We start from the raw sequence: 19,814 nt of genomic DNA, 5'->3' as shown, positions 1-19,814 counted from the left end.
AGGCAACCACATCCACCGGTAGATAGCAATTTAACGGAACGCTGACGCATGTTCGAACGTGGATAAACCGCGTATAAGTCCAACATCTCATGCCGGGCCGAGCCGGCCGATCTTTCTGCCTGTAGACAATCTGCGGATCGTCCGTTGCTTTCAATTTTCGGCTGGAGCGATCGAACCTTTGACGCCTTCTACGATAAACATATGGAGCATGGCGATGGCGAACATCATGACCGGCGACGATCTGCAAAAAGCGCTTCGCGACTGGTTGCCCGACTGGGAAGCGGCGCCATCGAGCAGGGCCATCCGCAAAAGTTTCAAATTCACCGACTTCCGCGCGGCGATGGCTTTCATGAATGCGGTAGCCGAGGATGCGGAGCGGATGAACCATCATCCTGACTGGTCGAACAGCTACAACCGGGTCGAGGTGGAGCTTGCCACGCACGATGCCGGCGGCGTCACCGAGCGCGATATCGAACTGGCGCGAGCCATGGAGAACCACGCTCCCAAAGGCCCGTAAACATGGTTTAATATTGCGCCAGGCGTTCCAGATGCCCATTTGTCGGCTATCGCCACGACGGCTGGAAAGAGTGTCCGGGAGCACTGGCTATGGAGAAATCGCGGATCGAAACCATTCTGGCGCCTGTTTCGGACAAGAAGCGGGCCGAGCGCGAAGACCATGTCCGCCGCTCTTTCTGGACCAAGCTCAAACGCGTTGCGCGCCGTATTCCGTTCATCGAAGATCTTGTGGCAGCCTATTATTGCGCGCTCGACCCGAACGTTCCGGTGCGCGCCAGGGGCATCCTTCTGGCTGCGCTCGCCTATTTCATCCTGCCGTTCGATTTGTTGCCGGACATTATTCTGGGCATCGGCTTCACCGACGATATGGCCGTCCTGATGTATGCGATCTCGACCATTCGAAGCCATATGACCGACGCGCACTACGCCGCCGCAAGAAAGGCGCTGGCCGAAGAAGAGATCGATATTGGCACGGCAGAGCCGGGCCGCGCCTGACCGCTCTCATTTCCCGCCCGGCACGCCGTATGCTCCGAACCACTGCGCCGGTGGCGACCGATCTATCGCCAAAGGCCAAAGAATTGCCGAATTTGCCGCGTTTCAGTGACAGCGAACGCTGGGCGGGGTCGAACCGGCGGGGAGCGGCAGCCACCATTCCAATCCTTCACGTTTCCTTAACCGTGACGGTTCGACACTGGCCCAAATCAGAACGGCTCGCCATTCGGGCCGGCTTCCAAGAGATTGAAAGGGTTTCGTAGACCATGCCGAGCCTAACAGGAAAAGCGATCGCCGCCTTTCTCATCGCCAGCATCATGGCCGGGCCGGCGATGGCCCAGGCCAAACTCGTCAAGGCCAACAATGACTGGTCGCTCTACAAGGCGCAGGAAGGCGGCACCTGCTTCGCCGCCACGCTGGCCAAAAGCAAGCAGCCGCCCAGCCTCAATCATGGCGACAATTTCTTTATGGTCATGAAGGATGAGGCGAAGGTCTCTCCGCAATTCGTTTCCGGCTATTCGATGAACGAGAAGTTCACCGTCAAGGTCACGGTCGGCGATGAGAGCTTCGACATGTTCGCCGAAGGCAACCGCGCTTGGCTTGCCGATTCCAGCAAGTCCGACGCCCTGGTCGCGGCGATGAAGGCCGGCTCGAACATGACGGTCAAGGCGCAGTCCGGCCGCGGCAACGATACGAGCTACACCTTCTCGCTGTCGGGCGTAACGGCCACGATTGACGGCTTCTCCGGCTGCTGACGCCGTAGAGCCAGACGGCTTTGACATCGGTTGAATGAGCCCGTCGGGAGCGTTTCTTGCGCTTCGGGCGGGCGAAACGTATGTGTGGCCCCTAAAACCGACGTTACCGGCTCTGCCGGACGCAACCTGTTTCTTGTAACCAGCGGAACCGCATTCATGGCCGTTTCCATCGATCTGACCGATCCGAAGAGCGAGGCACTTTCCGCCCCGCCTGTGTCGCCCATGCCCGCAAACATGGCGGAAAAGCCGGCTCTGATCGGGTTGACGCGTGATGAGATGGCCGATGCGCTTGGCGAGATCGGCGTGCCGGAACGGCAGCAGAAGATGCGTGTCAGCCAGCTCTGGCACTGGCTCTATGTGCGCGGCGTTTCCGATTTCGCGGATATGACCAATGTCGGCAAGGATCTGCGGGTCAAGCTCGACAGCCATTTCACCATTGCCCGGCCGGAGATCGTCGAAGAGCGCATTTCCGAGGACGGCACTCGCAAATGGCTGTTCCGCTTTCCGCCGCGCGGTGCCGGCCGCCCGGTCGAGGTCGAAACCGTCTATATTCCGGAGGAGGATCGCGGCACGCTCTGCATCTCCTCCCAGGTCGGCTGCACGCTCACCTGCTCGTTCTGCCACACCGGCACGCAGCGTCTCGTACGGAACCTGACCGCGGAGGAAATCCTTGCCCAGCTTCTGATTGCCCGCGACCGGCTCGGCGACTTTCCCGACCGTGACACGCCGGCCGGCGGGATCGTTCCGGCCGAGGGGCGCAAGGTCACCAATATCGTCATGATGGGCATGGGCGAGCCGCTCTACAATTTTGAGGCCGTCAAGAAGGCGCTTCTCATTGCGTCCGACGGCGATGGTCTTTCGCTCAGCAAGCGCCGGATCACGCTGTCGACATCCGGCGTGGTGCCGGAGATTTACCGCACCGGCGAGGAAATCGGCGTCATGCTCGCCATCAGCCTGCACGCCTGCAACGATGAATTGCGCGACGTGCTGGTGCCGATCAACAAGAAGTACCCGCTGGAAAAGCTGATGGAGGCCTGCCGCGCCTATCCCGGCCTGTCGAACGCACGCCGCATCACCTTCGAATATGTGATGATCAAGGGCGTCAATGACCGCATGGCCGATGCGCGCGATCTGGTGAAACTGCTCAAGGGCATTCCCGCCAAGATCAATCTGATTCCGTTCAACCCCTGGCCCGGAACCGATTACGAATGCTCCGACTGGGAGCAGATCGAGGCCTTCGCCGATTTCGTGAACGCCGCCGGCTATGCTTCGCCCATCCGCACGCCGCGCGGCCGCGACATTCTGGCCGCATGTGGGCAGCTCAAGAGCGAAAGCGAGCGCATGCGCAAGTCCGAACGCCTGAAGCTGGAGACGATGATGATCGCCGGCCACGGCGCGGATTAGATCGATATGCGCGCCGTGCTCCGCCTCTTTGCCATCGGTATCGGCTATTGCCTGGCGGTCGGCGTCACGACGGCGGCCGTCACTGTCCTGTTCGCCTTTATCGGCGAGGGCGACCGGCTGGTCGAAGGGCTGAGTGCGCTGGTTTTCTTCGCTTCGATGTTGCCGGTCTTCGGCGCTTTCGCCCTCAAAGCATGGCTGCCGATCGTCGTGATTGCCGAATGGCAGAGTTGGCGGAACTGGCTCGTCTATGTCGGCCTTGGAATGGGCGTCGGCATTGTCGGCGCATTCCTCGGCCCGGATGGCGTCGTCGACGCTGCTCCATTGGCGGCTTCGGCAGCCCTTGGCGGTCTCACCTACTGGTTGATCGCCGGCCGCAATGCAGGCCGCTGGCAGGCGGCGGACAGCCGATAAAACCCGGAACGGATAACCGCAGCGCAACTATCTCGAAGGCGCGAACCGACCGGTTCGTGTCGATGACGGCATGGTGGCTTGGGCTGGCGACTGCATCGCATCCTGGTCGTTTGCCGCCATTGTCTGGCGCAACCGCGCCAGAACATCGGAAAGAAGGTCCAGATCGGTCGGACCGATTCTCACCAGACAATTTTCCAATTCCGAAATCGCCACCCCTTCGCGATGCAAGGTCTCCAAAGCATCGAGAATGGTGTCTTCACTATCGAACCGTTGTGTCAGACGGCTGCCCCGCGTCCGGTCGTCCAATTCGTGATCCCCTCATCATCCCGAATCGTTTCAATTCAGATTGATACCACAACCGGAATTTCAGGTCGAAAATGAGACGGCGAACACGGTTGGCGCAAAAGATTCCGGCCGGGTCGTTCAGCTGACCAGAGGCCGTTCGGCCATGCTCAGCGTGGCGTCGTCGGGCATGGTGCTGATCCGGTAACCGAGCGAACGTTCCAATTCGATCACCGCCCGGTTGCGCCGGGAGCCGATCAGGAGCGCCGCGCCGTAACCGCGCGCCTCGGCGAACCGTTCTGCCTCATAGACCAGAAGCGATGCTATGCCGCGTCGGCGAAAAGCCGGATCGACGCTGATTGCAATCTCAGCCGTATCGAATCGGTTGTCGCCGGCGACCAGCGCGTAGCCGAGAACGGCTGCGCCATGTTCTTCGAACGCCAGAACAATGGCCTTGTGTTCGTGATCGCCATCGAGCATTTCGGCGATCCGCTCCGGCGAGACGGTGGACATGGAGGACAGGAAGCGAAACTGCAGGTCTTCCGGTCGCTGGCGGCGGTGGAAGTCGGAGAGCGCCGCAGCATCTTCGGGCCCACCATACCGGACCATGACCTTCATGCCGCATTTGGTTTCGGTGAAACGGCGTATATCCGTCGTCTTCCACGACGAAGCCCCGGCCTTGTCGCTACCGGCTTTCGGATGGCGAAGAACCTTGTGAACGAGATGGGACAGATGCGGGTACATTGTGCTTCGATCCTGGTTTGAGCGCCAATGGACGCCGGTCACTACATTCCCTCCCGCTGGTGATCGATATAGTGGCTTGCCCGGCGAGTCGCCATAAAAATATTGCAACGCAGCATCGCGCTCCGTGAACGGTTCGATCGTTTGCGGGTGCTGGGTGTCGGAAGCCAGCGACAATCGGTCCATCGACGACTTGTTCAGCCAGCCTACCCTGCGCTAGAAGCGCCGGACGAAAGGCGCATTTGCGCTGCAACATGGTTGAGAGGGACAGGCGATGAGCGAAGCAGCCGAAAAGTGGCGGGGCGTCAAGAAGGTGGTGCTGGCCTATTCGGGTGGCCTGGACACCTCGATCATCCTGAAATGGCTGCAGACCGAGCTTGACGTCGAAGTCGTCACCTTCACCGCCGATCTCGGCCAGGGCGACGAGCTGGAGCCGGCGCGAAAAAAAGCCGAGATGCTCGGCATCGAGGAAATCTACATCGAGGATCTGCGCGAGGAATTTGTTCGCGACTTCGTGTTTCCGATGTTTCGCGCCAATACGGTCTACGAGGGCACCTACCTTCTCGGCACCTCCATCGCCCGCCCGCTCATCAGCAAGCGCCTCGTCGAGATCGCCGAGGAGACCGGCGCTGACGCCATCGCTCATGGCGCGACCGGCAAGGGCAACGACCAGGTGCGCTTCGAATTGTCCGCCTATGCGCTGAACCCGGACATCAAGGTGATCGCCCCCTGGCGCGACTGGGAATATAAGAGCCGGACGGACCTGCTCGACTTCGCCGAGAAGAACCAGATCCCGGTACCGAAGGACAAGCGCGGCGAAGCGCCCTTCTCGGTCGACGCCAATCTTCTGCACTCCTCGTCCGAGGGCAAGGTGCTGGAAGATCCATGGGAGGAAGCGCCCGAATACGTCCATATGCGCACCATCAGCCCAATGGACGCGCCGGATGAAGCGACCGAGATCGTGATCGGCTTCAAGCGCGGTGACGCCGTCTCAATCGATGGCGAAGAACTGTCGCCGGCGACGATCCTGACGAAACTGAACCAGCTGGCCCACGATAACGGCATCGGCCGGATCGACATCGTCGAGAACCGGTTCGTCGGCATGAAGAGCCGTGGCGTCTACGAGACGCCCGGCGGCACGATCCTGCTGGCTGCGCACCGCGCCATCGAAAGCATCACGCTCGACCGCGGCGCGGCCCATCTGAAGGACGAATTGATGCCGCGCTATGCGGAGCTGATCTATAACGGCTTCTGGTTCAGCCCCGAGCGCGAGATGCTGCAGGCCGCCATCGACAAGGCGTCCGAGCCGGTGGAGGGCGAGGTGCGCCTGAAACTCTACAAGGGCAATGTCATCGTCACCGGCCGCAAGTCGCCCAAGAGCCTCTACGCAGAGGAACTGGTCACCTTCGAGGACGATCAGGGCGCCTACGACCAGAAGGACGCCGCCGGCTTCATCAAGCTCAACGCCCTTCGGCTGCGAACATTGGCCAAGCGCGACCGGTAGAGGGGAACGCGAAGCTTCGCGGAGGACAGACCTATTCTGCAAGACGGTGCGCGCCCTCCCGTATTCGACGAGGACTTTCGGACGGAGTTCGAAACCCTGCTCGCCTGGCGTCGCGATGTGCGGCACTTTTCCGACGAGGCGCTACCGGATGGCGCGCTCGAACGGCTGATCGCACTAACGGCGCTCGCCCCGTCCGTCGGCAATGCGCAGCCATGGCGCTTTATCCGCATTTCGTCGCCGGATCGCCGCGCCAGGCTGACGACGCATGTCGACGCCGCCAGCCGCATAGCCGTGCGCGCCTATGACTCGGAAAGGGCCGCCGCCTATCGCGCGCTCAAACTGCATGGTCTTCGGGAAGCGCCGGAGGTTCTCGCCGTGTTTTCCGATGAAAATCCAGCGGCCGGCCATGGTCTCGGCATCGCAACCATGCCGGAAATGCTGCGCTATTCCACGGTGATGGCGATCCATACGTTCTGGCTCGCAGCTCGCGCACAAGGCATCGGCGTGGGATGGGTGTCGATCCTCGAGCCGCGCTTCGTTGCCGATCTGCTGGATGTGCCAGAACACTGGTCGTTGATCGCCATTCTGTGCATCGGCTATCCGAAAAGCCAGACCGACGAACCGGAACTGGCCGCGCGCGGCTGGCAGCATCGCTCGACCCCGGAGCTCATCGACCGCTAGGCTTCTCCGAGACCGCTTCGAACGATCCGTGCGTCCAATCTTCCGCCATGTCGCAAGGGAGGCGCAACGACACGGACCGCCTCTGCCCAAGTCCCAGGCGTAACACTTCGCAATTCCAGCCGAATTCTGTAGCAATGCATAAAACGGAGCGGGACATGGCGAGAAGCGAAAAACTGACCTTCACCGGAGCGCTGGGCAACGAACTGGCCGCCCGGCTCGACCTGCCGGAAAGCGGCGTAGCGACGCGCTATGCGCTTTTCGCCCATTGCTTCACCTGCTCCAAGGACATCCACGCCGCACGCCGTGTGGCCGCCGCGCTCACCGAACATGGCTTCGGCGTGTTGCGGTTCGACTTCACCGGCCTCGGCGGCTCAGGCGGCGATTTCGCCAATACCGATTTTTCGTCCAATGTGGAGGACCTCTGCGCGGCGCTCGCCTTCATGGAGCAACGCGGCATGGCCGTGCGCCTGCTGATCGGCCATTCGCTGGGTGGCGCGGCAGTGTTGCAGGCGACAGCCCGCGCGCCGTCGATCGAAGGCGTCGTGACCATCGGCGCGCCCTCCGACGTCAGCCACGTGCTCGGCAATTTCGAAGCCGATCTGGACGCCATCGAAACCAGAGGCGAAGCGCAGGTGACGCTCGGCGGGCGGCGATTCGCCATCCGCAAAAGCTTTATCGACGATGCCTGCGAGCAGAAGCTGCTGGAGACGGTGCGTGGCCTGCGTCGTCCGCTCCTCATCATGCATTCACCGACCGACGATACCGTCGACGTGGAGAATGCTCGCGCGCTCTACGAAGCGGCGTTCCACCCGAAAAGCTTCATCGGGCTGGATGGGGCAAGCCATTTGCTGGACGATCCGGCCGATGCCGAATTCGTCGCAGCGATGATCGGCGCCTGGGCCGCGCGTTATATCGGCGATCACGGCCAGATCCATTTCCCGAAAGTTCAGCCCGGCCGCGTCGTCGCCGCGGAAACGGGCGGCGGGAAGTTCCAGCTTGCTATCAACGCCGATGGCCACACCATGCTGGCCGACGAGCCGGAGGATTATGGCGGTCTGAACAGCGGCCCGTCCCCTTACGATTATCTGTCAGTCGGGCTGGCGGCCTGCACCGCGATGACCATACGCCTCTACGTCGAGCGCAAAGGCTGGCCGATCGGCAAGGTGAGCGTCGCGGTCGAGCACGACAAGATCCACGTCAAGGATTGCGAGGAATGCGCCGAGAAGGGACTGACCGGTCGGATCGACCGGTTCCGCCGCTTCATCTCCATCGAGGATGGCGCACCGGCCGATCAGCACGATTCCATTCTCGCCATCGCCGACAAATGTCCGGTCCACAAGACGCTGGAAGCCGCCAGCCATATCGAGACGAGACTGGCTGACGACTGACGCGTCAATCGTTCCGGTTCGTCTCGATGCGTAGCGCCCGGCCCGTCGATTGCGGACCGATGGTGACATTGCGCACCGGTTCGGGTTCGGCCAGATGCGGATTATGGCGATAGATCGCGTATGAGACGATGGCCGACAGCCCCATGAGCGGGATCAGAAGCCCCATCGCGAAGGTCGGATCGCCGATAAGGGCGCCAATCGTGCCGACGGTGAGACCCGCGCCCATCTGGATGAACCCGTTCATCGAGGATGCCGCGCCCGCAATGTGCGGAAAGGGTGCAAGCGACGCCGTTAGCATGGCGGGCATGATCAGCGCGATGCCGAACGCGTAGAAGGCGACCGGTCCCATCACATTCAGAAAGCTCGGTGCTCGAAACAGCAGCAGTGATATGCCGAGCGCGCCAATGGCGATAAAGACCATTCCGCCGGGGACCAGCCGGTAGGCGCTAAAGCGTTTCATCAGCGCGCGTGTGACAAGCGAGCCAGCAAAGAAACTGCCGGACTGCATCAACATGGACGCGCCGAACTGGCTCGCCGAAAGACCGACATCGTTCATCAGAATAAACGGCAGAAAGGTCGACTGGGCGTAAAGCGCGCCGACGGTGCCACCGAGCACCCCGCTTGTGGTCAGAAAATGCCGATTGCCGAGCAATTGCAGATAGGAGCCGCCCAGCGCCCGAAAATTCAGGCGCGAGCGATCCGGCGTGACGGTTTCTCGAAGGCCGAACACCGCCCCGGCGATGACGGTCAAACCGAGAACGGCCATGAGGACGAAAAGCGCCTGCCATGTCGTGACTTCCAGCATCAGCCCACCGACAGTCGGCGCGACGGCGGGACCGACCGCCAGAATGATCCCGATCAGGTTCATCACCCGCGAACTCTGGTCCATGGTGAAAAGGTCGCGGACGACCGCGCGCGCAATGGCCTGCCCTGCGGATGCGCCAATGCCTTGGACGAACCGCGCGGCGATCAGGAACCCGATCGAGGGAGCGAAAAGCGCCGTCAGGGAGGCGACGAGATAGATCGCCATGAAAAGGATGGTCACAGGCCGGCGCCCAAGCGCGTCCGAGAGCGGGCCTGCAATAAGCTGCGATACGGCAAAGCCAGCGAAATAGAGCGTCAGTGTCAGCTTCACCATGGATTCGGTGGTGCCGAAAGCATTGACGATCTCTGTCATTGCCGGAGTGTAGAGGGCCATGGAGATCGGCCCGATGGCAACGAAAAGCGCGCCGAGGAGGCTGACCCGCCGTTCGCTCATGATCGGCCGCGATTCCGCCTTCGGCTCGCTATCGCCATCTGTTTCGAACGTAGTGAGACCGGAGCGCTCAAGCATTGGACCGCTCCGATCCGGCGTTCGACGGCAAAGCGTCTTCGGGTTGTGGATCGTCGGCCAGATTGGACCGCATGCGGCGGATGACCCGTGCATAAACCTCGTAATCGGCTGGGTCGATGCCGCGACCGGCACGTTCGCGCAGTGCCTGTTTGACCGACTGGACCTCGTCCAGAACCGATCGGCTCGCATCGGTCAGATGGATACATTTTGCCCGGCGATCATGCGGATCGGCTTCGCGGCGGATGAACCCGGCGCGCTCCAGCCGGTCGACCAGACCCGTCACGCTCATCGCACCAATGGAAAGCCGCTCGCCGATCTCAGCCTGGCGCGACGGCCCATGCTTCGTCAGATCGAGCAATACACGCGATTCTGCAGGCGTCACCGCAACGGATGAGGCTGCCACGGCCTCCTCGAAGCGGCTTCGAAAGGCCCGCACGAGATCGAACACAACGAAAATGGAAGAGTCGCAATCGTAGGGAGACATAATAAGACCATATGATTATAAGAGCGCCTTATTATATGGTGGCCTTTTGACCTTGCAAGGGGATGATTGGAGAAGCATCGCATTCGCATTCATCAGAGGCGGCGGGCCCTTCGGTATCTATTCCTATTTGTCACGGCTCCGTCGCAATTTGCAGATATTTTTCCTCGGCTAGTGGTTTGGAAAGGGTGTGCCATGGCCGATCGCGACATTTCGTTCGCCAGCTTCAATCTCTACAACCTGCAATTGCCGGGCGAAGCGATCTATAGCGACGCCGATGGCTGGACGCAGGAGATCTACGACCGCAAGATTCGATGGACCGGCGACACGCTGGCAAGGCTCTCTCCGGATTTCGTCGGTTTCCAGGAATTATGGGCGCGCCAAGCGCTGGTCGATGCGCTGGAGAGCGCCGGCCTGAGCGACAGCCATACGCCTCTCGTGCCGCCCGATCACGATGGCCGCAGCATTGTCTGCGCCGGCGCGGTGCGCGAGGAGATACTGGTTGGCGAGCCGGAATGGATCACCGATTTCCCCGATGAGATGGTCCTGCGTTCCGAAGGCGACGATCCGCAGACCGAGGCGATCGCCGTCAATCTGTCGAGCTTTTCGCGCCCCGTCCTTCACGCAAGGGTCCAGCCGCACCCCACAACGCCGGTCATCGATGTCTTCGTCTGCCACTTCAAGAGCCGCCGCCCGACGCAGATCTGGCGCGACGACTGGTACGACCGCGATGTTCACGGCGATCACGTCACCGCGCTCGGCTATGCCATCTCCACCATCCGCCGCACGGCCGAGGCGGCCGCCCTGCGCGTCATCGTTACGAAAATCGCCAAGGAAACGGACACGCCCGTCGTGATCATCGGCGACATGAATGACGGCAAGCAGAGCAACACGCTGAACATCCTGACCGAACAGCCGAGTTATCTGGCGCCGCTCTCCTTCGGCGGCGTCGACAACGGGCTCTATACCGCCCAGACGCTGCAGGAATATCGCTCTACCCGCGACGTCTACTACACCCATATCTTCAAGAAGGACCGGGAGAGCCTCGACCACATCCTGTTTTCCGAACAGTTCTACGACAATAGCGATGACCGTCTCTGGCTGTTCCGCGAAATGATCGTCGAGAATGACCACCTGAACGTCGACGACCACAAATTCAGCGGCACCGGCGACCATGGCGTGATCCGCACGGAGTTCCGCTGGAAGCCGACCGACAAGGCGAAGGCTGCGCTCGGCATGGGATGACGCATTGGCGGGCCGGGTGAGGCTGCCTATGTAGTCGGGATCATTCATTCCCAGCCAAAGACTGTTTCATGACCGCCTCCATCGATCTTGCCGCCCATCCCCTCACGAACTGGACGGGCGAACATGGCCTGCCCGACTATGCTGCCATCGACCAGGCCGATTTCGAACCCGTCTTCGAAGCCGCCATGGCTGCCCATCTGACGGAGATCGAGGCGATTGCCGGCGACGATGCCGAAGCGACGGTCGACAACACGCTGAAGCCGCTGGAACTGGCGGGCGAAGCCCTGTCGCGGGTCTCGGCCATCTTCTGGGGTCTCGCCGGTGCGGACACCAACCCGCATATCCAGGCGCTGGAACGCAAGCTGTCGCCCGCGATGAGCCGGCATTTCACCGCCATCGCCATGAATGAGAAGCTCTTTGCGCGCGTCGATGCGCTCTGGGAGAAGCGCGACCGGCTCGGCCTCGACGGCGAAACCGCGCAGGTGCTGGAGAAGACCTGGAAGGGTTTCGTGCGCGCCGGCGCCAAGCTGGAAGGGGCCGACCGCGAACGCTTCGCCGAAATCGGCGCGCGGCTGGCCGAACTCGGCGCCGCCTTCGGCCAGAACGTCCTGAAGGATGAGGCGGAATGGGAACTGGTTCTGGACGAGGCCGATGTCGCCGGCCTGCCGGACGATCTGATCGCTGCGATGGCTTCCACGGCCGAAGCACGCGGCCATGAAGGCCGCTACGTTGTCACCCTGTCGCGCTCGCTCTACGAGCCGTTCATGCAGGCCTCCGACAAGGCGGAGTTCCGCCAGGCCGCCTATGAGGCCTTCACCAATCGCGGTAGCCTCTCCGACGAGACCGACAACGCGCCGATCATCGCCGAGACGCTGAAACTGCGCGATGAGAAGGCGAAGCTTCTCGGCTATCCGACCTTTGCCGCCTTCAAGCTCGACAACACCATGGCCAAGACGCCCGACCGCGTGATGGGCCTGCTGGAGCCGGTCTGGGAACGCGCCAAGGCCGTCGCCGAGAACGACCGCAAGGCTTTGGGCAGGCTGGCAGCCGACGCCGGGCAGAACGCCGAGATCGCCGGGCCGGACTGGCGCTACTGGCAGGAAAAGCTGCGCGCCGAGCGCTTCGCCTTCGATGAGGCGGAACTGAAGCCCTATCTGGCCTTGGAGCGCGTGATCGAAGCGTGCTTCGATGTCGCCCGCCGCCTGTTCGGCCTGCAGATGGTGGAACGGCCAGACCTGAAAGGCTGGCATGAGGATGTCCGCACATTCGAGGTGCGCGACGGCGACGGCAGCCTGCGCGGCGTCTTCCTTGCCGACTATTTCAATCGTCCGAGCAAGCGCTCCGGTGCCTGGATGAGCCGGCTGCAAAGCGCCCACAAGCTCGATGGCGGCGACATGCCGATCATCTACAATGTCATGAACTTCGCCAAGCCGCAGACCGGCCAGCCGGCCCTGCTCTCCATGGATGAGGCGCGCACGCTCTTCCATGAATTCGGCCACGCGTTGCACGGCCTGCTGTCCGAGGTCACCTGGCCGTCCATTTCCGGCACCTCCGTCAGCCGCGATTTCGTCGAACTGCCGAGCCAGCTCTACGAGCACTGGCTGACCGTCCCGGAAATCATGCAAAGCCATCTGCGCCATGTGAAGACCGGCGAGCCGATGCCGCAGGATCTGATGGACAAGCTGAAGGCGGCGCAGGATTTTGGCCAGGGCTTCGCGACGGTCGAGTTCACGGCTTCGGCGCTGATGGACATGAAGTACCACGCCGGCGCGCCTGCCGACGATCCCATCGCCTTCGAGGCCGAGACCATGAAAATGCTTGGCAAGCCGGACGCCATCGCCATGCGCCATCGCAGCCCGCACTTCCAGCACATCTTTGCCGGCGACGGTTATTCAGCCGGCTACTATTCCTATATGTGGAGCGAAGTGCTGGACGCCGACGCCTTCGAAGCCTTTACCGAGGCGGGCGATCCCTTTCATCCCGAAATCGCGCAGAAGCTACGCGACAACATCTATGCCGCCGGCGGCAGCGCGGACCCCGAAAAGCTCTACAGCGCCTTTCGCGGACAGATGCCGAACCCCGACGCCATGATGCGGAAGCGCGGTCTTCTGACCGAAGCGGGCCGCGAAATATGATTCACGTGAAACGATAGGACTTCACCACTCGACCGTTTCGCCGTTCTGATCCCTGAACGATCCCGTATCGGCGGGCGCGAGTTCGCCCAGCACGCGGGCGAGATTTTCCGCCGCGGCCTCGGGCGGTACCGTCTTGTGCCGGCCCTGATAGTCGGCGGTGAAGGGCGTTGCCACCGTGCCGGGATGAAGGGCCGCGAGAATGCTTTTCGGATGGCTGCGCGACAGTTCGATCGCCGCCGTACGGACGAACTGGTTCAGCGCCGCTTTCGAGGCCCGGTAGGCATACCACCCGCCGATCCCGTTATCGCCGATGGAGCCGACCCGCGCCGACAAAACCCCGATGCGCGCAATCTCGCCCTTTGGCAGATACGGAACGAGATGTTTGAGGACGAGCAACGGCCCGGATGCGTTGACGGCGAAAAGCTGCGCCAGAGCATCCTGCGCCACCTCGCCCAGCCGCCGTTCCGGCTCGCCGCCCGCCGGCGCCAGAATGCCGACCGTGATGAACATGCGCTGGAACGCGCCGTCCAGCGTCGCGACCGCCCGTTCGACACTGGCCTCGTCGGTGACATCGAGACCGTCGGCGGAGCGCGAGAGCGTTACCACCTCACCATCGTCGCCGCATCTTGCGACGAGCGCCGCGCCAATGCCGCCCGAAGCGCCGACGATCAGTGTGCGGATGCTCATGCAGTCTCCCGGGGTGGCGCAAGACGAAAACGGGCGAGACCGTTGCAGGTCCCGCCCGTAAATGCGCTTCGGCAGTGAAGATGCAAGCCGTCAGGCAGCCTGCTTCTTTGGCTGGATCAGCCCTTTGGCGACGAGCAGCTCGGCGATCTGGATCGTGTTCAGCGCCGCGCCCTTGCGCAGATTGTCCGAGACGACCCATAGCGCCAGGCCGTTCTCGACGGTGGCGTCCTCGCGGATGCGCGAGATGTAGGTGGCATCGTCGCCGGCGCATTCATGCGGCGTGACGTAGCCGCCATCCTCGTGCTTGTCGACGACGAGACAGCCCGGCGCCTCGCGCAGGATGTCGCGCGCCTCGTCTGCCGTGATCGGCTTTTCGAATTCGATATTCACCGCCTCGGCATGACCGACAAAGACCGGTACGCGCACCGCCGTCGCCGTCACCCTGATCTTCGGGTCGAGCATCTTCTTGGTTTCGGCGAGGATCTTCCACTCTTCCTTGGTGTAGCCGTCTTCCATGAACACATCGATATGCGGGATGACGTTGAAGGCGATGCGCTTGGTGAACTTCTTGGTTTCGATGGGATCGGAGACGAACACCGCGCGGGACTGGTTGAAAAGCTCGTCCATCCCATCCTTGCCGGCGCCGGAGACCGACTGATAGGTCGACACGACGATGCGCTTGATGGTCGCGGCGTCGTGCAGCGGCTTCAGCGCGACGACGAGCTGGGCGGTCGAGCAGTTCGGATTGGCGATGATGTTCTTCTTGCGGAAGCCTTCGATTGCATCGGGGTTCACCTCGGGGACGATGAGCGGCACGTCTGAATCGTAGCGCCAGGCCGAGGAATTATCGATGACGATGCAGCCGGCCTTGCCGATGGCCGGGCTCATCTTCTTGGAAACCTCGCCGCCGGCGCTCATCAGGCACAGATCGGTATCGGAGAAATCGTAATCCTCCAGCGCCCGGACCTTCAGCGTCTTGTCGCCATAGGATACTTCCGTTCCGATCGAGCGCCGCGAAGCGAGCGGCACAATCTCGTCGGCGGGAAAGCCGCGCTCTTCCAGAATGTCGAGCATCTCGCGCCCGACATTGCCGGTCGCGCCGGCCACTGCAATCTTGAAACCCATGGTATCGATCCGATCCTTGTTCCGCCTTCCATCCTGAACATGCGCCGTCCCTCCCCTTCCGGGAAGGCACGGAAGGAGGGATCAGAGCGTGGTCGTCGTTTTCGACGAAGAATGGGTCGGCGTCATCATGATGGCGCGCTTATGCAGCAGGTCCGGCGACCTGTCAATTTCAGATGCGTCGGAACCGGTCCGGAGGCGGATGCAGCCTCACCGGCGATAACGCGGACGGGTCGGCGGATCGATCGGTATCAGGCGCGGCGGGCGCGCCATATCCGCGAGCCGATGAACCAGCTCACCGGTATGGCGACGACGAAGCCGATCGCCGCAGCCAGAATGATGCCCTGACTGTCGGCGAATTCTGGAATGCTGAGCGCCGCGATAACGAACATGCCCATGAGAACGGGCATGGTCATGACATGAACGAGAGCGGTGATCTTGAGCATGGGTATCCTCACCAAATGCAATATGACGAGGATAAGAATAGTCCTGCCGTGACAACGACATATTGACATCGATCAACGCGATCGCAAAAGCCGATCAGTCGTCGATCATCTCGCGTTGACGCATTGGCATGGCGTCGACGATCCGAAAAATCGCAACCGCCTCGACTGGATCGCGCCACAGCGCCTTGCGGGTGCCGTCCTTGCCGATCAGGATCGATTCATAGCGGTCCTGCGGCACGTCGTAATAGGCGCGAAGGCCGGCGGCCGAAAGATCCGTGGGTGCTGGCCCGTGACGGACATCCACGCGGTCGGTAATCGTCAGCACCACCATGTCCCGGTCCTTCAGTCCATCGCTGCTTTGTTGCAGAATGGACCATTGACGATCGGCCTGGCCGGCATCCGGCGCGAAAATGAGAAGCGGCCGCTTTTCCCACTTCAAAGTGGATAAGGGGCGGCCATGAGCGGGAGAAACCTGCGGTAGCAGATTATCGAACGCGAAAAAGCCGGCGGCGAGAATAAGAGCTGTTCTGATCATGTGTCTGCAACGCGCAGATGCCGCTCCGGTTGCGGGAAGAGACATTCTTCGTCGTCGGACCAAACACTTAACGATTATCGACGCTCGCACTGCCGTTGGTCTTGTCCTATGGCTCGGCAATACGCATATTACGTTCAACAGGTGGGTTTGCGCCCGCTGAACGGTTTTTGCCAGCTAATGAGAGGATCACAATGGCTGACCCTGTCCGCAATTATCAGACCTATCAGACGACCCGGGGCGGTCCGGTCGCCGATGCGTCGATCGATCAGGGCCTGCGCGCCTATATGGTCAAGGTCTACAACCTCATGATGATCGGCCTGGCCCTGACGGGTCTTGCCGCATGGGGTGTGTTTTCGCTGTCCACTACCACCGATCCAGCATTGGCCGTCGGTGAGATCAACGGCGTGATGCTGACTCAGATCGGCGCGCTGATGTATACGAGCGCGCTGCGCTGGGTGCTGATTTTCGCGCCGCTTGCCCTGGTGTTCTTCCTGTCGTTCCGCGTGCACAAAATGAGTGTGCCGGCGGCACAGACCACCTTCTGGATCTATGCCGCATTGGTGGGCGCATCGATCTCGACGATCTTCCTTGTCTATACGCAGGAATCCATCGTCCGGACCTTCTTCATCACGGCCGCTGCCTTCGGCGCGCTGAGCCTTTACGGCTATACGACGAAGAAGGATCTGTCGGGCTGGGGTTCGTTCCTGATCATGGGCGTGATCGGTCTTCTGATCGCGATGGTCGTGAACATCTTCCTGGAATCGTCTGCGCTGCAGTTCGCGATCTCGGCGATCGGCGTTCTGGTTTTCGCTGGCCTGACCGCTTACGACACCCAGAAGATCAAGGAGATGTATTACGAGGGCGACGACGATGTTGTGCATGGCCGCAAGGCCATTATTGGCGCACTGCGTCTCTATCTCGATTTCATCAACCTCTTCATGTTCCTGCTGCAGTTCCTCGGCAATCGCGAGTAACCGGCAGAACCATGGAAATCTGGGGGCGGTCCATCGGGCCGCCCTTTTTCTTGTCGGTCCGCTGACGTAAGGGACTGTCTTTTCTGCGGAGATCCCATGGCCATCACCATTCGGCCCTTCGAACCGGACGATATTGAAGCGATTGCCGCGATTTATGGCGAGCATGTGCGGTCCGGCTTCGGTTCCTACGAACTGGAAGCGCCGACACTGGCTGAGTTGCGAACTCGCTTCGAGCGATTGGTCGCAGAAGATTTCCCCTTCCGTATTGCCTGCGATAGCGATGGCACCCTGGTGGGTTATGCCTATGCCGGCCCCTATCATACGCGGCCCGGCTGGCGCTTCACGCTGGAAGATGCGATCTATATCGCGGCCGATCGCATGGGCGAGGGCATCGGCAATGCCCTTCTTCTCGACCTGATACGCGAGGCGGAGGCCGGCCCGTGGTGGCAGATGGTCGCGGTGATCGGCGATTCGGCGAACAATAAAGCTTCGGTCGCACTCCACGCCCGGCACGGTTTCGCGATGGTCGGCACGCTGAAGGATACGGGCTGGAAGGGCGGACAATGGCGCGATACAGCCATCATGCAGCGTGCGCTTTCACAAGGCGGCGACGCATCCCCGGACTAACGGCTCAAAAAATGGGGGGTTGAAGAAGGCTGCCGGCCCGCCGAACAGGCCTCCAGTATGAAAGGGGGCGTATCACACCGGAGGCTGCTGTTCGCAAGCGGAAACGCTAACGCATCAGCGAATAGACTTTAGCGCCTCGCCTTCGGCCCGTCACCGTCTCAGTCGCATATTCCAAACAAACTTTCGTGAACGGGCGTGATGGCCCGGCCACCCGCAAGACCGACTATTTAGTCGCGAACGATCTTCAATTGCCGGTCGAACACCCGCAGCACCAAAGCCAGGTCACGGCCGCGCTTCAAAACAAGGCCCTCGCCCGTCACCACGCTCCATTCGCCCTGGCGGCGGGCGCGCTTGGGCTCCTTGACGATCTGATAGAGCGGCACTTCGCGCGCGCGGCGGTAAACCGAGAACACGGCCCGGTCCTGCATGAAGTCGATCGCATAATCGCGCCACTCCCCGGCGGCGACCATGAAACTGTAGAGATTGAGGATTCGCTCCAACTCCTGGCGGTGGAAGGTGATCTCCGGCTCCACCGTGCCATGGGTTTCACGGCGGTGCGCCCGCAGATCAACCAGATTGCCCGTCGGTTTGGGCTGATTCATGCGTGAACCTTCTTACTCATGAGTCACAGATTGGCGGGGCGACTCTGCCAACGCAAGGTATAACGGGACCCAAGCTCTAACTGCCGGCACTTTTCTCTCCGAGCAGGCGCTCCGCGCCGATGATCGCACGCGGGCGCCCCAACCCGTCGAAGCGCTGGATCAGCAGAAAGCTGTCACCGCCATGCGCCTCGATGTCGGACCGTGGCAGTTCGATCTTCTCCGCGCCGCCGCGCCAGCGCTGCAGCGTGCGCAGTTCCGCCACCACATTGACCGAAAGCGAACTGCGTCCGGCATTATCGCCACCGGAAATATACCGAACGCGATCGGGCCGGGTCAGAACGAGCAGCACGCGCACATCGCCTGTCATGTCCGATCGCTCCGGCAGGCCGATCATCACGGAATCGGCCATGCGCTCGACCGCAATGGGAATGGTCGTGACATCGCTCTGCGGCAGCGCTTCTTCGACAAGCGATCGCTTGCCGGCAACCATGCTGGCGACGCCGTCGACCACCACCTGGGGCGTGAAAACACCGGTCAGACCGAACGCATCGCGGTAGCCATATTGCCGATGCCCCGCCGATGGCAGGCTCAGGGGATCGGTCCACCCACGCATGTTCCAGTAATCGACATGCCAGGCGATCGCGACCGTGCGCGGCTCCCGGGCCACCCGGTCGAGCAGGCCATCGGCTCGCAGGCAGGCACGACAGGCCTCGGAGGTGAAGAGTTCGAGAACCCGGATTGGCGACTGGCTCTGCGCGGGAAGGCTGCCGAGCAGCAGAACCCACAAGCAGGCGGCAAACCGGCGAAGCGTCCATACGGGATAATTGGCCACGTTCATCGTCCAATTCTGGTCATGCCGGTCGTCGCCGTCAATTGCCGGCCAAGGGCGCAAGCGGCGGCCAGGGCCAGGAACCTAGGATAGATAGACGTAAATCAGGCCCGCCACGATGCCCACGACCAATGGCCATAGCAGCCAGCGTGCGCTTGAGCCCGATGCGGCTGTTTCGCCCTGCGGCGCGACCACGCCGACACCGCCTGCCGGGCTCATGGCCGACATTTCCAGGTCGGCTGGCGGTTCATCCTGTCCGGGATCCGCGCGCGTATCGACCCGGAACGGGCGAACCCGGCCGCCCGACCGACGCACGTCACGGGCAAATCGTCCGTCAGCTCGAAACGTCACGCGTTCGCCTGATTGATAGGCGGTCTCGTCCGATACCAGATCGCTATGTTGAAATCGGTAGGACTGCCCGTCGGGGCCGGCGATCCGGCCACTCCACCAGTAATCGTCGGATGAGCGATAGACGCCTTCGATCCGTTCTTCTTCCTGGTCCCGTGTCGTATCCTGCATGATGGTCCTCCCGTCTGCCGGAAAAGACAAGCCGTTGTAGCGTCGGCTTGTCAATTGCCCTTCCGTTGAGGCAGCCATGCCGCGTTTCCTGTGGAGACAGGCAGG

At 61.8% G+C, this 19,814-nt stretch carries 23 protein-coding genes; 12 read left to right on the top strand and 11 right to left on the bottom strand.

Annotated elements, in window-relative coordinates:
* The first annotated feature begins 214 nt into the window (after positions 1–214).
* The 5 genes from B7H23_RS05130 to B7H23_RS05110 all read left to right on the top strand — a co-directional run bounded on the left by B7H23_RS05130 (position 215) and on the right by B7H23_RS05110 (position 3,578).
* Positions 215–517, top strand: a complete 303-nt coding sequence (locus B7H23_RS05130; protein ID WP_094076899.1) for a 4a-hydroxytetrahydrobiopterin dehydratase — start codon at positions 215–217, stop codon at positions 515–517.
* 89 nt (positions 518–606) lie between these two features.
* Positions 607–1,011, top strand: coding sequence for a YkvA family protein (locus B7H23_RS05125; protein WP_094076247.1), 405 nt, complete (start codon positions 607–609; stop codon positions 1,009–1,011).
* Between the two features lie 263 nt (positions 1,012–1,274).
* Positions 1,275–1,763, top strand: coding sequence for an invasion associated locus B family protein (locus B7H23_RS05120; protein ID WP_094076246.1), 489 nt, complete (start codon positions 1,275–1,277; stop codon positions 1,761–1,763).
* Positions 1,764–1,919: 156 nt separating this feature from the next.
* Positions 1,920–3,167: a dual-specificity RNA methyltransferase RlmN gene (gene rlmN / locus B7H23_RS05115; RefSeq protein ID WP_094076245.1), complete on the top strand. Its 1,248-nt coding sequence runs from the start codon at positions 1,920–1,922 to the stop codon at positions 3,165–3,167.
* A 6-nt stretch (positions 3,168–3,173) separates the two neighbouring features.
* On the top strand, positions 3,174–3,578 hold the full coding sequence (locus B7H23_RS05110) for a hypothetical protein (RefSeq protein WP_094076244.1): 405 nt from the start codon (positions 3,174–3,176) through the stop codon (positions 3,576–3,578).
* A gap of 27 nt (positions 3,579–3,605) precedes the next feature.
* Here B7H23_RS05110 and B7H23_RS05105 read toward each other — a convergent pair whose 3' ends face one another.
* Positions 3,606–3,884 carry a hypothetical protein gene (locus B7H23_RS05105; protein WP_094076243.1) on the bottom strand — a complete coding sequence of 93 codons (279 nt, stop codon included), beginning with the start codon at positions 3,882–3,884 and terminating at the stop codon, positions 3,606–3,608.
* 117 nt (positions 3,885–4,001) lie between these two features.
* Positions 4,002–4,604 carry a GNAT family N-acetyltransferase gene (locus tag B7H23_RS05100; RefSeq protein ID WP_158215772.1) on the bottom strand — a complete coding sequence of 201 codons (603 nt, stop codon included), beginning with the start codon at positions 4,602–4,604 and terminating at the stop codon, positions 4,002–4,004.
* 271 nt (positions 4,605–4,875) lie between these two features.
* On the opposite strand from B7H23_RS05100, the gene B7H23_RS05095 reads away from it, so the two are divergent.
* From B7H23_RS05095 to B7H23_RS05085, 3 genes are all read left to right on the top strand, one after another.
* Entirely contained in the window at positions 4,876–6,105 is a 1,230-nt protein-coding gene (locus tag B7H23_RS05095) for an argininosuccinate synthase (RefSeq protein WP_094076241.1), read from the top strand.
* A gap of 33 nt (positions 6,106–6,138) precedes the next feature.
* Positions 6,139–6,786 carry a 5,6-dimethylbenzimidazole synthase gene (gene bluB / locus B7H23_RS05090; RefSeq protein ID WP_206608876.1) on the top strand — a complete coding sequence of 216 codons (648 nt, stop codon included), beginning with the start codon at positions 6,139–6,141 and terminating at the stop codon, positions 6,784–6,786.
* A 155-nt stretch (positions 6,787–6,941) separates the two neighbouring features.
* On the top strand, positions 6,942–8,174 hold the full coding sequence (locus tag B7H23_RS05085) for a bifunctional alpha/beta hydrolase/OsmC family protein (RefSeq protein WP_094076898.1): 1,233 nt from the start codon (positions 6,942–6,944) through the stop codon (positions 8,172–8,174).
* 4 nt (positions 8,175–8,178) lie between these two features.
* On the opposite strand, the gene B7H23_RS05080 is transcribed toward B7H23_RS05085, so the two are convergent.
* Together B7H23_RS05080 and B7H23_RS05075 are read right to left on the bottom strand one after the other, a co-directional pair.
* Positions 8,179–9,432: a multidrug effflux MFS transporter gene (locus tag B7H23_RS05080; protein ID WP_094076897.1), complete on the bottom strand. Its 1,254-nt coding sequence runs from the start codon at positions 9,430–9,432 to the stop codon at positions 8,179–8,181.
* A 67-nt stretch (positions 9,433–9,499) separates the two neighbouring features.
* Positions 9,500–9,991, bottom strand: coding sequence for a MarR family winged helix-turn-helix transcriptional regulator (locus B7H23_RS05075; RefSeq protein WP_094076239.1), 492 nt, complete (start codon positions 9,989–9,991; stop codon positions 9,500–9,502).
* Positions 9,992–10,183: 192 nt separating this feature from the next.
* On the opposite strand from B7H23_RS05075, the gene B7H23_RS05070 reads away from it, so the two are divergent.
* The gene (locus tag B7H23_RS05070; RefSeq protein WP_094076238.1) at positions 10,184–11,233 is read left to right on the top strand and encodes an endonuclease/exonuclease/phosphatase family protein; all 1,050 of its coding nucleotides are present in this window, start codon (positions 10,184–10,186) and stop codon (positions 11,231–11,233) included.
* A 68-nt stretch (positions 11,234–11,301) separates the two neighbouring features.
* Entirely contained in the window at positions 11,302–13,368 is a 2,067-nt protein-coding gene (locus B7H23_RS05065) for a M3 family metallopeptidase (RefSeq protein ID WP_094076237.1), read from the top strand.
* A 21-nt stretch (positions 13,369–13,389) separates the two neighbouring features.
* Here B7H23_RS05065 and B7H23_RS05060 read toward each other — a convergent pair whose 3' ends face one another.
* The 4 genes from B7H23_RS05060 to B7H23_RS05045 all read right to left on the bottom strand — a co-directional run bounded on the left by B7H23_RS05060 (position 13,390) and on the right by B7H23_RS05045 (position 16,158).
* Positions 13,390–14,055: an SDR family NAD(P)-dependent oxidoreductase gene (locus tag B7H23_RS05060; RefSeq protein ID WP_173861886.1), complete on the bottom strand. Its 666-nt coding sequence runs from the start codon at positions 14,053–14,055 to the stop codon at positions 13,390–13,392.
* Positions 14,056–14,145: 90 nt separating this feature from the next.
* On the bottom strand, positions 14,146–15,180 hold the full coding sequence (locus B7H23_RS05055) for an aspartate-semialdehyde dehydrogenase (protein ID WP_094076236.1): 1,035 nt from the start codon (positions 15,178–15,180) through the stop codon (positions 14,146–14,148).
* Between the two features lie 248 nt (positions 15,181–15,428).
* Positions 15,429–15,623, bottom strand: a complete 195-nt coding sequence (locus B7H23_RS05050) for a hypothetical protein (protein WP_094076235.1) — start codon at positions 15,621–15,623, stop codon at positions 15,429–15,431.
* A 94-nt stretch (positions 15,624–15,717) separates the two neighbouring features.
* On the bottom strand, positions 15,718–16,158 hold the full coding sequence (locus tag B7H23_RS05045; RefSeq protein ID WP_158215771.1) for a DUF4174 domain-containing protein: 441 nt from the start codon (positions 16,156–16,158) through the stop codon (positions 15,718–15,720).
* Positions 16,159–16,349: 191 nt separating this feature from the next.
* On the opposite strand from B7H23_RS05045, the gene B7H23_RS05040 reads away from it, so the two are divergent.
* Together B7H23_RS05040 and B7H23_RS05035 are read left to right on the top strand one after the other, a co-directional pair.
* Positions 16,350–17,132 (top strand): Bax inhibitor-1/YccA family protein, encoded by a 783-nt coding sequence (locus B7H23_RS05040; RefSeq protein WP_094076233.1) that lies wholly within the window; start codon positions 16,350–16,352, stop codon positions 17,130–17,132.
* Between the two features lie 96 nt (positions 17,133–17,228).
* Positions 17,229–17,759, top strand: coding sequence for a GNAT family N-acetyltransferase (locus B7H23_RS05035; protein ID WP_094076232.1), 531 nt, complete (start codon positions 17,229–17,231; stop codon positions 17,757–17,759).
* Between the two features lie 227 nt (positions 17,760–17,986).
* Here B7H23_RS05035 and B7H23_RS05030 read toward each other — a convergent pair whose 3' ends face one another.
* From B7H23_RS05030 to B7H23_RS05020, 3 genes are all read right to left on the bottom strand, one after another.
* Positions 17,987–18,361: a DUF2794 domain-containing protein gene (locus tag B7H23_RS05030; protein WP_094076231.1), complete on the bottom strand. Its 375-nt coding sequence runs from the start codon at positions 18,359–18,361 to the stop codon at positions 17,987–17,989.
* 76 nt (positions 18,362–18,437) lie between these two features.
* Positions 18,438–19,199 carry a DUF1223 domain-containing protein gene (locus tag B7H23_RS05025; RefSeq protein ID WP_094076230.1) on the bottom strand — a complete coding sequence of 254 codons (762 nt, stop codon included), beginning with the start codon at positions 19,197–19,199 and terminating at the stop codon, positions 18,438–18,440.
* Between the two features lie 75 nt (positions 19,200–19,274).
* Positions 19,275–19,709 carry a hypothetical protein gene (locus B7H23_RS05020; protein ID WP_094076229.1) on the bottom strand — a complete coding sequence of 145 codons (435 nt, stop codon included), beginning with the start codon at positions 19,707–19,709 and terminating at the stop codon, positions 19,275–19,277.
* Positions 19,710–19,814: the final 105 nt, after the last annotated feature.

The sequence above is a fragment of the Notoacmeibacter marinus genome (assembly GCF_002238045.1).
Lineage (GTDB): Bacteria > Pseudomonadota > Alphaproteobacteria > Rhizobiales > Rhizobiaceae > Notoacmeibacter > Notoacmeibacter marinus.
The sequence above is the reverse complement of the archived record's forward strand: the minus strand, read 5'-3'. Positions and strand labels throughout refer to the sequence as shown.